Origin of the sequence: Streptomyces sp. CLV115, assembly GCF_038448545.1 — a bacterium.
In the GTDB taxonomy this organism is placed as follows: Bacteria; Actinomycetota; Actinomycetes; order Streptomycetales; family Streptomycetaceae; genus Streptomyces; species Streptomyces sanglieri.
The window spans coordinates 47,315-60,727 of record NZ_JBCEWQ010000036.1 but is presented as its reverse complement, the minus strand read 5'-3'; the positions used below and the strand labels follow the sequence as shown (position 1 = coordinate 60,727).

The 13,413-nt window shown below is 72.4% G+C and carries 13 protein-coding genes; 8 read left to right on the top strand and 5 right to left on the bottom strand.

Annotation, left to right across the window (positions count from 1 at the left end):
• Both AADR41_RS15535 and AADR41_RS15530 read left to right on the top strand, forming a co-directional pair.
• The coding region (locus AADR41_RS15535; RefSeq protein ID WP_342281972.1) for a hypothetical protein at positions 1–300 on the top strand (300 nt) is incomplete at its 5' end.
• Positions 297–938: a hypothetical protein gene (locus AADR41_RS15530; RefSeq protein ID WP_342281971.1), complete on the top strand. Its 642-nt coding sequence runs from the start codon at positions 297–299 to the stop codon at positions 936–938. The genes AADR41_RS15535 and AADR41_RS15530, both read left to right, overlap by 4 nt.
• A 54-nt stretch (positions 939–992) precedes the next feature.
• On the opposite strand, the gene AADR41_RS15525 is transcribed toward AADR41_RS15530, so the two are convergent.
• A complete protein-coding gene (locus AADR41_RS15525; RefSeq protein ID WP_342281970.1) occupies positions 993–1,427 on the bottom strand; it encodes a hypothetical protein in 435 nt (144 codons plus the stop codon).
• Positions 1,428–1,545: 118 nt separating this feature from the next.
• Here AADR41_RS15525 and AADR41_RS15520 point away from each other — a divergent pair, with 118 nt between their 5' ends.
• The 4 genes from AADR41_RS15520 to AADR41_RS15505 all read left to right on the top strand — a co-directional run bounded on the left by AADR41_RS15520 (position 1,546) and on the right by AADR41_RS15505 (position 5,807).
• Positions 1,546–2,442, top strand: a complete 897-nt coding sequence (locus AADR41_RS15520; RefSeq protein ID WP_342281969.1) for a hypothetical protein — start codon at positions 1,546–1,548, stop codon at positions 2,440–2,442.
• Positions 2,443–2,557: 115 nt separating this feature from the next.
• The gene (locus AADR41_RS15515) at positions 2,558–3,508 is read left to right on the top strand and encodes an NADP-dependent oxidoreductase (RefSeq protein ID WP_342281968.1); all 951 of its coding nucleotides are present in this window, start codon (positions 2,558–2,560) and stop codon (positions 3,506–3,508) included.
• 66 nt (positions 3,509–3,574) lie between these two features.
• Complete coding sequence (locus tag AADR41_RS15510) at positions 3,575–3,826, top strand: DUF2630 family protein (protein WP_342281967.1); 252 nt, start codon at positions 3,575–3,577, stop codon at positions 3,824–3,826.
• Between the two features lie 22 nt (positions 3,827–3,848).
• A complete protein-coding gene (locus AADR41_RS15505; protein WP_342281966.1) occupies positions 3,849–5,807 on the top strand; it encodes an FUSC family protein in 1,959 nt (652 codons plus the stop codon).
• A gap of 39 nt (positions 5,808–5,846) precedes the next feature.
• Here AADR41_RS15505 and AADR41_RS15500 read toward each other — a convergent pair whose 3' ends face one another.
• Entirely contained in the window at positions 5,847–6,248 is a 402-nt protein-coding gene (locus AADR41_RS15500) for an RNA-binding S4 domain-containing protein (RefSeq protein ID WP_342281965.1), read from the bottom strand.
• A gap of 38 nt (positions 6,249–6,286) precedes the next feature.
• The gene (locus tag AADR41_RS15495) at positions 6,287–7,975 is read right to left on the bottom strand and encodes a hypothetical protein (RefSeq protein WP_342281964.1); all 1,689 of its coding nucleotides are present in this window, start codon (positions 7,973–7,975) and stop codon (positions 6,287–6,289) included.
• A gap of 313 nt (positions 7,976–8,288) precedes the next feature.
• Here AADR41_RS15495 and AADR41_RS15490 point away from each other — a divergent pair, with 313 nt between their 5' ends.
• Entirely contained in the window at positions 8,289–9,827 is a 1,539-nt protein-coding gene (locus AADR41_RS15490) for a VWA domain-containing protein (protein WP_342281963.1), read from the top strand.
• Here AADR41_RS15490 and AADR41_RS15485 read toward each other — a convergent pair.
• On the bottom strand, positions 9,761–10,972 hold the full coding sequence (locus AADR41_RS15485; protein ID WP_342281962.1) for a sensor histidine kinase: 1,212 nt from the start codon (positions 10,970–10,972) through the stop codon (positions 9,761–9,763). The two genes, AADR41_RS15490 and AADR41_RS15485, sit on opposite strands and share 67 nt — an antisense overlap.
• Positions 10,969–11,622: a response regulator transcription factor gene (locus tag AADR41_RS15480; protein ID WP_198677111.1), complete on the bottom strand. Its 654-nt coding sequence runs from the start codon at positions 11,620–11,622 to the stop codon at positions 10,969–10,971. Before AADR41_RS15480 ends, AADR41_RS15485 begins: the two co-directional genes overlap by 4 nt.
• 148 nt (positions 11,623–11,770) lie before the next feature.
• Here AADR41_RS15480 and metG point away from each other — a divergent pair, with 148 nt between their 5' ends.
• Positions 11,771–13,384: a methionine--tRNA ligase gene (metG, locus tag AADR41_RS15475; protein ID WP_317866893.1), complete on the top strand. Its 1,614-nt coding sequence runs from the start codon at positions 11,771–11,773 to the stop codon at positions 13,382–13,384.
• The last annotated feature ends 29 nt before the right edge of the window (positions 13,385–13,413 follow it).

Genomic DNA, 13,413 nt, shown 5'->3' with positions numbered 1-13,413 from the left:
GAGGAGGTCACGGAACCCGGCTACCCGGCCTCGTACACCGCCGGCCTGCGCATCGAGACCACCGGGGACGGAGCCGTACTGACCGGCACGTGCCCGCGCTGCCACTGCACGACGGTCTACACCTGGACGCGTTCGGTCGTCCGGGCGGCGCCACGGGCGGGCCGGGCCGGGGGTGCCGGCCCGGGAGGCGTTCCGGTACCGGTGCTCTGCGTCTGCACGACCGAGCATCCGGGCAGGCCCGGCGACGAGGAGGGCTGCGGAGCGTACTGGAACATCCTGCTGGAGAGGGAGCGGCGATGACCTGGCGTGCCGTGCCGGGACCGGCCGGCACCCCGGCCGACCGGCTCGCGGCCCGCCACCACCGGGCCCTGCTGCGCCGCGAACTGCCCCGGGTCCGGGAGTCCGCGCTGGCCTGGCGCAACGGCCTCGCCGCGCTCCTGGCCGGGCTGGTCGGGTTCGGCCTGCTCCGGGGCCGCAGCGACATCGGCTCGCTCGCCGCTCCGTACGCCGTCGCCGTCGGCCTCGTACTGCTCCTCGCGCTCCTCTGCGGCGGTGCGGGGGGCCTGTCGCTGCTGCGTGCCGCCCACGGCCGGCCGGCGTCCGCGGGCGACGCCGGCACGTTCCGGTTCGACAGCGTCGCCGCGGACCACACCGAGGCCCTGCGCGCCGCCCAGGCCCTCGCACGGGGCGTGCCGCTCACCCTGTGCTGCGCCGCGCTGCTCGTCACGGCCGTGGGGATCACCTGGTACGGACCGTCCAAGGAGGGGCCCCGGGTCTCGGTCACCACCCCCGCCGGAACGGTCTGCGGGGAACCGCTGCGCACCCGAGGGGGAACGATGACGCTCAGGACCGACACGGGCCGGGTCACGGCGGACCTCACCCGGGCCACCGCGGTGCACCCGGTGACGTCCTGCGCCCCGCCGCCGGCGAACGGCTGACAGCGGGGCGCGGGACGGTCGCCGGCGGCACGCGCGTACGGGTGCCGCCCGCGTTCAGGTACGGGAGCGGGAACGGGGACGGATGTCCTCGTGCGTGTAGTAGATGTAGAACGTGGTGATGAACATGCCCAGGCCGACCGCGAGTCCGAGCGCCGAGGACCTCAGCACGCTCGAATCGGTCAGCCCGACCAGCAGACCGATCGCCGCCGCGGTCAGCGCGCCGTAGGCCGCCGCCCGCACCAGCGGCAGCATGCCGCGCTGGATCCGGCCCAGTACGAAGCACAGGGCGGCGAGCACCACCGCGGTGATCAGCCCGTACCAGAACTGCCGGTAGCCGCTCGCGCCGTTGTTGCGGAGGATGAACGAGGCGTAGAGACCGTACGCCGCACCCAGCGTGACGGGGATCGCCCAGGAGAGCGCGCTGTGACGGCGGGCGTGCGACCTCGACCGGGTCCGTCCGCCGGCCGGCATTGCCGCGTGTGTGGACATGCGGGGTTCTCCTTCCGTGACTCCGTTTCCTTCCAGGGCACACCCGGCCGCGCCGCCCGGCAACTCGGATGGCGTACGGCCCGGGGCGTGCCGCCCGCCCGCGGGATTCCCTGGGAGGGTGCGGACGTATCTCTCGGCGGGTCTCTCGGCGGTACTGGTGGTGCTGCTCGCCGTCCTGGTGCCGGTCGGCGCGCTGTCCGCCTGGGTGGATCTGGAGATCGACAACACGGACCGTTACGTCGAAGCGGTCGCCCCGCTCGCCTCCGACCCCGACGTACAGAGCACCGTCACCGACCTCATCACCGACGGTGCGATGAAGCAGATCGACGCCGGACCGCTCCAGGACACGGTGCGTGACTTCCTGCGCCGGGCGGTGCTCTCCTTCACCACCACCGACGCCTTCCAGGACGCCTGGAACGCCGCCAACCGCACCGCCCACGAGGCCGTGACCGCCGCTCTGGACGGCAACACCGGCGAGGCCGTGATCATCGATCTGGCGCCCGTGACCGAGCAGGTCAAACGGAATCTGGAGGAGAACGGGGTGCCGTTCGCCGACCGGATCCCGGTCCAGCACACCGACATCACGCTCATCTCCGCCGACCGCGCCGACCAGCTGCGCCAGACCTTCCGGCTGCTGCGCGCCGGTGGCGTCCGGCCGGCCGTGGCCACGCTCCTGGTCGCGGTCCTGGCCGTGGCGGTGGCCTGGCTGTACGGCGGCGGACCGGGACGCAGACGCTCCCGGCCCGCCGCCCTGTCCGCCACCGCCGTGACCGGGCTCGGCTTCGCGCTGGGGGCGCTGGTGCTGCGCGCGGTGCTCGCGTACGCCCGCGACCAGGTGCTGTCCGAGGTGCCGGACAGTGAGACGGCGGGGGCGGCGGCGGTGTACGACGCACTGACCGGCTCGCTGCGCACGACGGCGTGGACGGTGTTCGGGGTGGGGCTGGCAGTGGCCCTGTGCGCGGTGGCGGCGCGGTTGCAGACGGCCCGGGGAAAGCCGGGTCCGGGCGCGGAATGACCCGGCCCGCGAGGGGCGGGCGGCGGGGCCGCGCGCTCGACGTGCGGCGGCGGGCGGGCCGGGGAAGAGTGGTGCTGATGACTGCCGGATCGGGGGCGACTGAGAGGTCTTCCGCATGCGAGCCATAGCCGTCGGCGCGTTCCGGGCCGACCCCGCACTGGTGGAGATGCCCAAGCCCGAGCCGGAGGCCGGTGAGGTCCGGGTCAGGATCGAGTACGCCGCGCTCAACCCGTCCGACTGGCAGGCCGCGCAGGGCGCCCCGGACGACGGACCGGCACCCCGGGTGTTCCCGATGGTCGTCGGGGTGGACTTCGCGGGCCGGGTCGACATGATCGGCAGCGGCGACAACCGGTTCCGGGTCGGCGACCAGGTCTTCGGCCGGGTCGCCCGGCCGAACGCGGCCGGAGGCGGCACGTACTGCGACTACGTGTCCGTACCGCAGGACTCCGCCATCACCGTCGTGCCGCCCGGCCTGCCGCTGCGGGCCGCGGCCGCGCTGCCCTCCGCCGGGATGGCGGCCGCCCAGATCCTGGAGACCGCGGTGTTCCGCGGCCACGAGAGCCTGCTGGTCATCGGTGCGGCGGGCGGCGTCGGCAGCTATCTGACCCAGCTCGCCTCGGCCCGCGACATACGCGTGATCGCCGCCGTGCGCGGTGCCGAACACCGGCGGATGACGGAGCTGGGCGCCTTTGTCACCATCGACATCACCGACCGGCCGCTCGAAGCGGCGGTACGGGAGAGCTGCCCGGACGGCGTGGACGCGCTGGTCGACCTGGTCTCCACCACCCCGGGCTCCTTCGCCTCGCACGCCGCCCTGGTGCGCGGTGGCGGCATCGCCCTCACCACCCGGGGCGTCGCCGGCGGGGCCGCCCTGCCCGCGGGCGTGACCGGGATCGACTTCCGGCTCGAACCCACCCCGGTGCTGCTCGACGTCCTGGCCGCGGGCGCCGCCGAGGGCGTGCTGCGGGTGCCCGTCGACATCGAGCTCCCGCTGGAGAAGGCCCCGCAGGCCCTCGACCGGAACCGGACGGGCGGCGCACGCGGCAAGACCGTCATCGTGCTCTGAGCCGGCTCCCACCGCCCTACACCGACTGCCTTCCGACCGAATGCCTTCCGAAGGAGCAGAGACGTCATGGACGAACGGGAACGCGACATCATCGACGACATCGGCGGACTCATCTCCGAGGAACGGAGCCTGCGCGACCGCTCCACCCGGGAGCTGGGCCTCAGCGACGACGAGAAGTCACGGCTGCGTACCGTTGAGGTACGGCTCGACCAGTGCTGGGACCTGCTGCGGCAGCGCCGGGCACTGAGCGAGTTCGGCGAGGACCCGTCCGCGGCGAAGGTCCGCCCCGCCGACGAGGTCGAGGGCTACCGCGGCTGAACGCAGGACTCAGGGGGACGCGTTGACCGACACCGAGGCCGGCTCCGGACGGCGGCGGGCGACGCCGCCCCCCTGGCTGCTGAGCGGACTGCGCCCGCAGTCCGCCACGCCCATCGCCTGGGCGGCGGTGGCCCGCGCCTCCGTCTCCCTGGCCGTACCGCTCGCCGTCGGCTTCGCGCTGGACCGCCCGGCGTACGGCGCGCTCGTCTCCATGGGCGCGCTCTCCGGCGTCATCGGCGACACCGCCGACGCGTACCGGATGCGGATACTCAACATCGCCGTGCCGCAGCTCTTCGGCGCGCTCGGCATCATGCTCGGCACGCTGGTGTACGGCACCGGCTGGGGGGCCGTCGCCGCGCTGACACTGGTCGGCCTGGTCTCCGGGATGATGTCGACGATCGGCGCCGTCGCCTCGGTCTCCGGGCTGCTGCTCCTGCTCAACGCGGTGGTCGGCGCCGGGCTGCCGATGCCGAGTCCCTGGTGGGTGGCGCCGCTGCTGCTCACGGTCGGCGGCCTGTTCGTGCTCGCCCTGACCCTGCTGGCCTGGCCGCTGCGGCGGAAGCTGCCGGAGCGGGTCGCGGTCGCGGGCACCTACCTCGCGGTCGCCGACCTGCTCGCCGCCGCCGGCACCGACGCCTACGAGAAGCAGCGCCAGGCCGTCACCCAGTCCCTCAACACGTCGTACGACCTGATCCTGGCCCGCCGGGCCCGCTACCACGGCCGCAGCAACGCCATGGTGCGGCTGCTCGCCCAGCTCAACGTCGTCATCCCGCTCGTCGAGGCGGCCTCCGCCGTCCATGTCCGCCGGCGCCCGCTCCCGGACGAGATCCCGGCGGCGGTGCGCGAACTGGCCGCCGCCGTCGAGGAGAGCCGCACCGGCCGCCCCGAACTCACCCTGCCCGCACCGGACTCCCCCGCCACCCGGGCGGTGGACAGCGCACTGCGGCACGCGGCGGTCGTGGTGCACAAGGCCGACCCCGACCCGTACAACGTCGACGACCGGCTCGGCCGCCCCGCCGCGCTCGGGGTACGGATCCGGCGGGCCACCCGCGACGTACTGCTCTCCGGGGCCTCCTGGCGGTACGGGCTCCGGCTCGCCCTGTGCATCGGCCTGGCGCAGGCACTGACCTCGCTGATCCCGGTGCCGCGCTCGTACTGGGTGGCGCTGACCGTCACCTTCGTCCTCAAGCCGGACTTCGGCTCGGTGTTCTCGCGGGCCGTGCTGCGGTCGGTGGGCACGGCGGCCGGGCTCGTGATCGCCGCGCCGGTGCTCGCCGCGGTGCCGGTCGGCTGGTGGGACGTGCCGGTGATGGTGGTGCTCGCCGCCCTGATCCCGGCGCTCACCGCGAAGGGCTACGCGTTCCAGACCGCGGCCATCACCCCGGTCATCCTGCTCCTGTCCGACCTGCTGAACCACCAGGGCTTCCATCTGGTCTGGCCGCGCTTCCTGGACAGCCTGATCGGCTGCGCGATCGTGCTGGTGGCGGGCTACCTGCTGTGGCCGGAGAGCTGGCACGTACGGATCGGCCACCGGCTCGCGGACGCGGTGTCGGACACCGCCGACTACGTGGCGTGCGCCTTCGATCCCGGCGGCTCCGGCGACCGGGCGGAGCGGGTGCGGGCCCGGCGCCGGATCTACCGCGACCTGTCCGTCGTACGTTCCGAATTCCAGCGCGCCCTGACCGAACCGCCCCCGGTCGGCACCCGGGCCGCGGCCTGGTGGCCACTGGTCGTCGCGGTCGAACGCATCGTGGACGCGACGACGGCGGCCCGGGTCCGGGTCAACCACGGAGCTCCCGAGCCGCCGCCGGCCGAGGTCGCGGAGGTCCGGCGGCAGCTGCGGGAGCTGGCCGAGGGGATACGGGCCAGCGAGGTGCTGGTGGAGGTGCGCACCGAGCTTCCGGGCGACGAGGAGGGCGTACTGGCTCCGCTGCGCCAGGAGGTGGCGGCGGCCCGGGCGATCGCGTCGCCCCGGCCCTGACGCGTCACCCGGCGGCGCCGTCGCCCCGGCCCCGACACGTCACCCGGCGGAACCGTCGCCCCGCAGCCGCTCCATCTCACGCCGGTCCCGCTTGGTCGGGCGGCCCGCGCCCCGGTCCCGCACCGGCACCTGGATCGCCACCTCGCGCGGCGGCGGGGGCGGGCTGTTGTCGACGAAGCACTCCGCCGCCACCGGGGGGCCGACCCGCTTCTTGACGATCTTCGACACAACCACGATCCGGTCGCGTCCGGCGTGCCGGAGCCGTACCTCGTCGCCGACGCGCAGCGCCTGGGCGGGCTTGGCGCGCTCGCCGGCGACCTTCACATGACCCGCGCGGCAGGCGGCAGCGGCCTGCGAACGGGTCTTCGTCAGCCGGACCGACCAGATCCAGACGTCGACCCGAACGCTGCCCTCCGCCTGCGGCGCCTCACCGGAAACCATGTCTCCGACTCTAGGGCCTGTCGTGGGCGTCGTGCGGATCAGCCGAAGTCGCTGATCACTTCCGACATGTTGTAGCTGTACACCTCGCGCTTGCACGCCCCGCACTTGCTCGGCGCGTGCTCGCTCAGCGACCACAGCTGCGGGGCGAAGCCGTCACCGCGCCCGTGCGCGAGGTAGAGGTCCTCGGGCCCGAACGCCGACTCCAGCGTCTTCGCGTTGCCGACGAGCTGGGACGTTCCGTCGACCGTGCCCGGTGTGGCCTGGAGCAGCCGGCCGTTGTCGTAGCCGTTGCTGCGGTGGAAGTACCACTTGCCCTCGTACCGGGTGACGCCCTGGATCTTGTGCCACAGCGCCTCGTTGTTGAACTTGGCGCCGGTCGGCAGGCCGTACGCCAGGTCGGCGGAGGCGGTGGCGCCGGTGGCGCCCTCGACGGCGGCGGTCAGCGCGGTCATCGGGTACGTGCCGACGCGGCCGGGGCTCGTGCCGCCGTTGTTGGTGTTGCAGTACTCACCGAGGACCATGTGGTCGGTGTCGGTGCGGTCCAGCGAGATGTACGAGGCCTTCGGGCGGCCGGTGGCGTAGCACTGGTTGCCGCTGGTGGTCCCGCCGTTCTTCGCCGTGGTGAACTTCAGCGTGGCGACCTGCGGCATGACATAGCGGTAGCCGTAGCCGTACCAGACGTTGCTCTGCCGGCCGATCCGCTTCTTGTCCGTGACATTGCTGACCAGCCCGTCCGGCGTCGGGTCGTCGACGTCGGCCTTGTTGTCCGGGCTGAGGTCCATGATCTTGCGCAGGTCGAAGACCCGCATGCCGTTGGCGGTGTCGGCGACGTACAGGTAATTGCCGTACCAGACCATGCCACCCGCGTGGATGCCGTTCTGCGCGGCGCAGGAGGACGTCACCTCGGTGGTGCACTTGCCCTCGCTCGCGTGCAGCGCGTCGAAGGAGATGTGGTCCTTGGAGTTCAGGTACGGCCAGACCAGCAGCACATGGCGGTACATCCGGGTCGCCTGGTTGAAGAAGCTGACCCGGATGCCCTTCTCGTTGCAGGCGTCCGACGCGGAGTCCTGGAGGCAGTTGTCGCGGTCCTTGGCGTAGTTGCTGCGGCCCGGGTTCTCCGCGTCGTAGCCGGCCACCGCGATCGGCTCGGCGTTGGACGTGCCCCAGTCCTCGTCCTCCTGCGCGTCCGAGACGCCGGTGATGGCCTGCGGCACCCACTCCGACGAGGTGGCGTCGTCGCTCTTCCAGCAGACGCGGTGGTTGACCGCAAGATCGGAACCATAGATTCCGGCGGTGCCGCAGGCGCCCTCCCACCCGGCGGGCCGATTGGCCTGTTCCATCAGCTCGGTGAGGCCCTGCTTGGGCAGCGCGGCATCCAGCTTCGTGACGAGACCGGAGATGTCGGTGCTCTTCGCCAGCTTGAAGTCGGCGGCCCGGCCGGGGACGGGAGCGGCGAGGGCGGCGGCACCCGGGACGGCCGGGGTGACCGAGGCCGCCGCGGCTCCGGTTCCGGCGAAGTCGTCCTGCTCACCCTCGGATTCGCTGTCGAACCCGTCGTCCGGCATCCCCTCATTGCCCGGTACGGGTTCGTCGGCGGCCCGCACCGAGGACGGCGCGGCGGACATCGGCACGGCGGCGGCACCGGCCGCCGGGACGAGGCCGGAAAGCATCGCACCCGCCGCGACGGCGCAGGCGGCAAAGCGTGTTCTACGGGTTTGTTTCCCCATGCGGAAGCCCTTCTTGGCAACACGGCCGGACAACGGACAACGGTGTGCCTGACTTAGCGTCAAGCACACCGTCCGTTCACGTTAACAAGGCAACTCGGGATCGGGTGCGCACATTTGAACGACGTACATCAGCCCCGCACGGCTTGCCCACAGGACTCGTTCGGGGATCGGTTGCGGATCGGTTTCCACACGGGCGGGCCGCACCACCGAAGGGCCGGATCCGGCCGCTAACCTTACGTATCCGCCCTGGCCAGGGATCAATTCCCGCAGGTCGGACATTTCTCGCACCCAACTCACGCGAAAGGCCTCGCCCATGGGCATTCGGAGCTTGCTGCGCAAGGTGTTCGGCCGTGACCGCGCGGAGCAGGACGCGCCGACGGCCACGGTCCCGCCCCAGACCGAGCGCACCGCGCCCGCGGAGTCGGAGCCGGCCACGACGGCGACCGCGACCGCCACGGCGGACGAGCCGGCCGAGAAGCCGGCCCCGGTGCTCGAAACCGCCCCGGCCTCAAAGGCCTCGGTCCCGGCACCCGCCTCTCCCCGGTCCGCCGGCGACACCAGCGGCCTGGCCTCGGACCTGGTGGCCGCCGCCTTCGACAAGGCGTCCGTCCCCACGGTCCCGGCACAGGGATCGGCACCGAAGCCGGAGTCGACGGAGCCTGAGGTCACAGAGCCGGACGTCACGAAGCCGGAGGCCACGAAGCCGGAGGTCACGGAGCCGGAGCCGGTGAAGCCGGAGGCCTCCGAGGTCGCCGAGACCACTGAGACCGTCGAGACGGCAGAGGTCGCCGAGACCACTGAGGCAGTCAAGACGGCAGAGGTCGCCGAGACCGTCGAGGCCGTGGAGGCCCCCGCCGAGACCGAGCCGACCGTTGCCGAGCCCGAGCCCGTGACCGCCGAGGCCGAGCCCACACCGGAGCCCGAGCCCGTGACCGCCGAGGCCGAGCCCACGCCGGAGCCGGTCGAGGCCGAGCCCGAGGTCGAGACCAAGGCGGCCGTCGAGCCCGAGGCCGAGCCCGAGGTCGAGACCAAGACGGCCGTCGAGCCCGAGGCCGAGACCCCCGCCCCCGAGCCGGAGGCACAGCCGGAAGCACAGCCGGAGCCCGCCCCGGCAGCCGCAGCCACCGCGGCCACCACCCCCGCGGCCACGACCGCCGCCGCCAAGCCCGCCCTCACCCTCGCCAAGGTCAAGTCGCGGGCTCCCGGTCTCGTCGACTCGTACAAGGCGGCCCAGGCCGGGCTGAAGGCGCACGGGCTGACCGGGCTGCGCGCCACCGTCTACCTGGTCCTCGACCGCTCCGGCTCCATGCGGCCGTTCTACAAGGACGGCAGCGCCCAGCACCTGGGCGACCGCACGGTGGCGCTCGCCGCGCACCTGGACGAGAACGCGACCGTCCCCGTGGTCTTCTTCTCGACGGACATCGACGGCACCGGCACCGTCGGCCTCGCCGACCACGAGGGCCGGATCGACGAGCTGAACGCGGGCCTCGGCCGCCTCGGCCGCACGAACTACCAGCGCGCCGTCGAAGAGGTCGTCGCGCACTACGAGAAGTCCGGCGCGACCGGCCCCGCCCTGGTGGTCTTCCAGACGGACGGCCCGCCGGACGCCAAGCAGGCGGCCAAGCAGGCACTGGCCGACGCGGCCCGGCTGCCACTGTTCTTCCAGTTCGTCGCGTTCGGCGACGAGGACGCCAAGGGCTTCGACTTCCTGCGCAAGCTGGACGCCCCGAACGCCGGGTTCTTCCACGCGGGCCCCGCGCCCCGGGAGGTCGCGGACGCGACGTTCTACCGCGAGGTCCTCGCCGCGCTCCCCGCCTGGGTCGCCGCCCGCGAGACAGTGACCGCCGACTGATCGACCGGCAGCCGTACGGTCACGGCGAGCCCGCCCTCGGGGCCCGGCACCGCCGTGACCGTACCGCCGTGCGCCACCGCGATGGAGCGCACGATCGACAGGCCGAGGCCCGACCCGCGCCCCATCCGGTCCCGGCCCTCGCCCCGCCGGAACGGCTCGAACAGCCCGGGGATGTCCGCCGCGTCCACCACCGGCCCGGTGTTGCGGACCTTCAGCAGCGCCGCGCCGCGGACCGTCGCCAGTGACACGTCCACCGTCCCGCCCGGCACGTTGTACGTGACGGCGTTGGCCAGCAGATTCGCCACCAGCTGCGCCAGCAGCAGCCGGTTCCCGCGCACCGTGCAGAGCCCGGTGGCGGCCTCCACGCCCGGGTGCCGGGCCGTCTCCTCCGCCACCACCCGCGCGAGATCCACCGCCTCCCGCTCGCCCTCGGCGAGGCCGCGCTCGCTGCGCGCCAGCACCAGCAGCCCCTCGATGAGCCGCTCGCTGCGCCGGTTGTTGTCCAGGAGCGTCTGCCGGGTCCGTACGAGATCCTCCGGCGTCGGGTCGTCCAGGCCGATCTGGATCGCGGCCCGCTGGGTGGCGAGCGGGGTCCGCAGCTCGTGGGAGGCGTTGGCGATGAACCGCCGCTGGCTGTCGAACGCCTTCTCCAGCCGGGCCAGCAGCGCGTCGAGCGTGTCGCCCAGCTCCTTCAGCTCGTCGTCGGGTCCGCTGGACGCGATCCGCTCGTGCAGATTGTGCTCGGAGAGCCGGCGGGCCTTCGCGGTCATGGCGTGCACCGGCCGCAGCACCCGCCCCGCGGTCCACCAGCCGACGCCGACCGCGCAGGCCGTCATCACGAGCAGCGCGGCCGCCGACCACATGAGCAGCTGGTGGCCGGCCGCGTCGCTGACGTGGTCGGTGAGGTCGTAGACGGTGGGCGGCCCGAGATTCCGCCGGGTGATCAGCGGACCGTTCACCGCGTAGCCGGGCTGGACGACCGCGGCGGTACGGGCGATGTCGCGCGCCTGGGAGTCCGTACCGGCGCGGGAGGCGAGGTTGACGGTGGCGAGCAGCGCCGTGCCGAGGATCAGGAACACCCCGCCGTACACGAGCGCGATCCTGGCCCGGATCCTGGAGTGCGGCACGCCGGACGGCGGCCTCACAGGGCGTACCCCACTCCCTGCACCGTACGGATCAGGGCCGGCTCCCCGAGCTTCCCGCGCAGCTTGCTCATGCAGACGCGCACGGCGCCGGTGAACGGATCGGCGTTGGCGTCCCAGGCCCGCTCCAGCAGCTCCTCCGCGCTGACGGTCCCGCCGTCCGCCTCCAGCAGCAGCTGGAGCACCGAGAACTCCTTCGGCGAGAGGTCCAGCTCCCGCCCCTCGCGCGAGGCCGTGCGCCGTACGGTGTCGAGCCGGATGCCGTGCCGTTCCAGTTGCGGCGGGACCGGGCGGGCGCTGCGGCGGCGCAGCGCCCGGACCCGGGACACCAGCTCCGGGAACTCGAACGGCTTGCCCAGGTAGTCGTCGGCGCCGAGGTCGAGCCCGGCGACCCGGTCCTCCATGGATCCGGCGGCGGTGAGCATCAGGATCCTGGTCCGGGAGCCGGAGGCGACGAGCCCGCGCGCCACGTCGTCGCCGTGCACCCGCGGCAGGTCGCGGTCCAGGACGACGACGTCGTAGTCGTGCAGCCCCAGGTAGGCGAGGGCGGCGTCACCGCTGTACACCGTGTCGACGGCGAACCCGGCCCGCCGCAGTCCGGTGGCGACCAGCTCCGCCAGGATCTCCTCGTCCTCGGCGACCAGTACCCGCATCGTGATGTCCCCTGCCTCGTACACGCGTGTCCACTCCCTCCCAGGATGCGTCTTTGCTACGGGAAGGGATGTTTCGCAAAGGTCTCCACGTGCGTGGCCGGGTTTATCGGTGTGAGTTGATCTTCCCCGGGCCGTTAGGATTTCGACCATGGCGGCCACTGGATCCGAGAAGCAAGGGGGCGACGGCGTGAAGAGTTTCTACGTATCGACCCCCATCTACTACGTCAACGACGCTCCTCACCTGGGCCACGCCTACACGACCGTCGCAGGCGACGTGCTCACCCGCTGGCACCGCCAGCGCGGCGAGAAGGTGTGGTACCTCACCGGCACGGACGAGCACGGTCAGAAGATCATGCGCACTGCCGAGGCGAACGACGTCACCCCGCAGGAGTGGTGCGACAAGCTCGTGGAGGAGGCGTGGAAGCCCCTCTGGGAGCACCTGAACATCGCGAACGACGACTTCATCCGTACGACGGAGAAGCGCCACACCGACCGGGTGCAGGAGTTCGTCCAGGACCTGTACGACAAGGGTGAGATCTACAAGGGCGGCTACGAGGGCCCGTACTGCGTGGGCTGCGAGGAGTACAAGCTCCCCGGCGACCTCATCGAGGACGAGGCCGGCGTCAAGCTGTGCCCGATCCACAAGAAGCCGGTGGAGATCCTCAAGGAGGAGAACTACTTCTTCAAGCTGAGCGCCTACGGCCCGAAGCTGATGGAGTTCTACGCGAACAACCCGGGCTTCATCCAGCCCGAGTCCGCCCGCAACGAGGTCGTGAACTTCGTCAAGCAGGGCCTCCAGGACCTCTCGATCTCCCGTTCGACGTTCGACTGGGGCGTCCCGGTGCCGTGGGACGAGAAGCACGTCATCTACGTGTGGGTCGACGCCCTGCTGAACTACGCCACGGCGGTCGGCTACGGCGCCAACCAGGAGAAGTTCGACGGCACGTTCCCCGCGAACGTGCATCTGGTCGGCAAGGACATCCTGCGCTTCCACGCGGTGATCTGGCCCGCGATGCTGATGGCGCAGGGCCTGCCGCTGCCCGGAAAGGTCGCGGCCAACGGCTGGCTGATGGTCGGCGGCGAGAAGATGTCGAAGTCGAACCTGACGGGCATCAAGCCGCAGGACCTGACCTCGCACTTCGGCGTGGACGCGTACCGCTGGTACTTCCTGCGGGCGATCGCGTTCGGCAGCGACGGCTCGTTCTCCTGGGAGGACTTCTCCGCCCGCTACACCTCCGAGCTCGCCAACGACTACGGCAACCTCGCCTCGCGCGTCGCCGCCATGGTCGGCAAGTACTTCGGCGGGGCGCTCCCGGAGGCCACCGCATCGGGTGACGCCGAGAAGGCGGTCCAGGAGGGTCTGGCCAAGGCCGTCGCGACGGCCGACGAGAAGATCGGCGAGGAGCTGGACTTCCAGGCCGGCATCCTGGCGATCTTCGACTTCGTGAAGCAGGTCAACGGCTACATCACGGAGCAGGAGCCCTGGAAGGTCGCCAAGGACACCTCTCCCGAGGGTCAGGCCCGTCTCGCGACGATCCTCTACACGGCCGCCGAGTCGCTGCGCGGCGTCGCGGTCCTGCTGAACGCCGTGATGCCGGAGACCTCGCAGAAGCTGTGGGAGTCGCTGGGCGCCGAGGCGTCCCTGGGCGCACTGGCCGAGCAGCGCGTGCAGGACGCGGGCAGCTGGGGCCGGCTCCCGGCGGGCACGACGGTGACGAAGGGCGCGGTGCTCTTCCCGCGTCTGGAGGAGAAGCCCGCGTAACGCGGCGTGCGTACGGCGAAGGGCGGGAC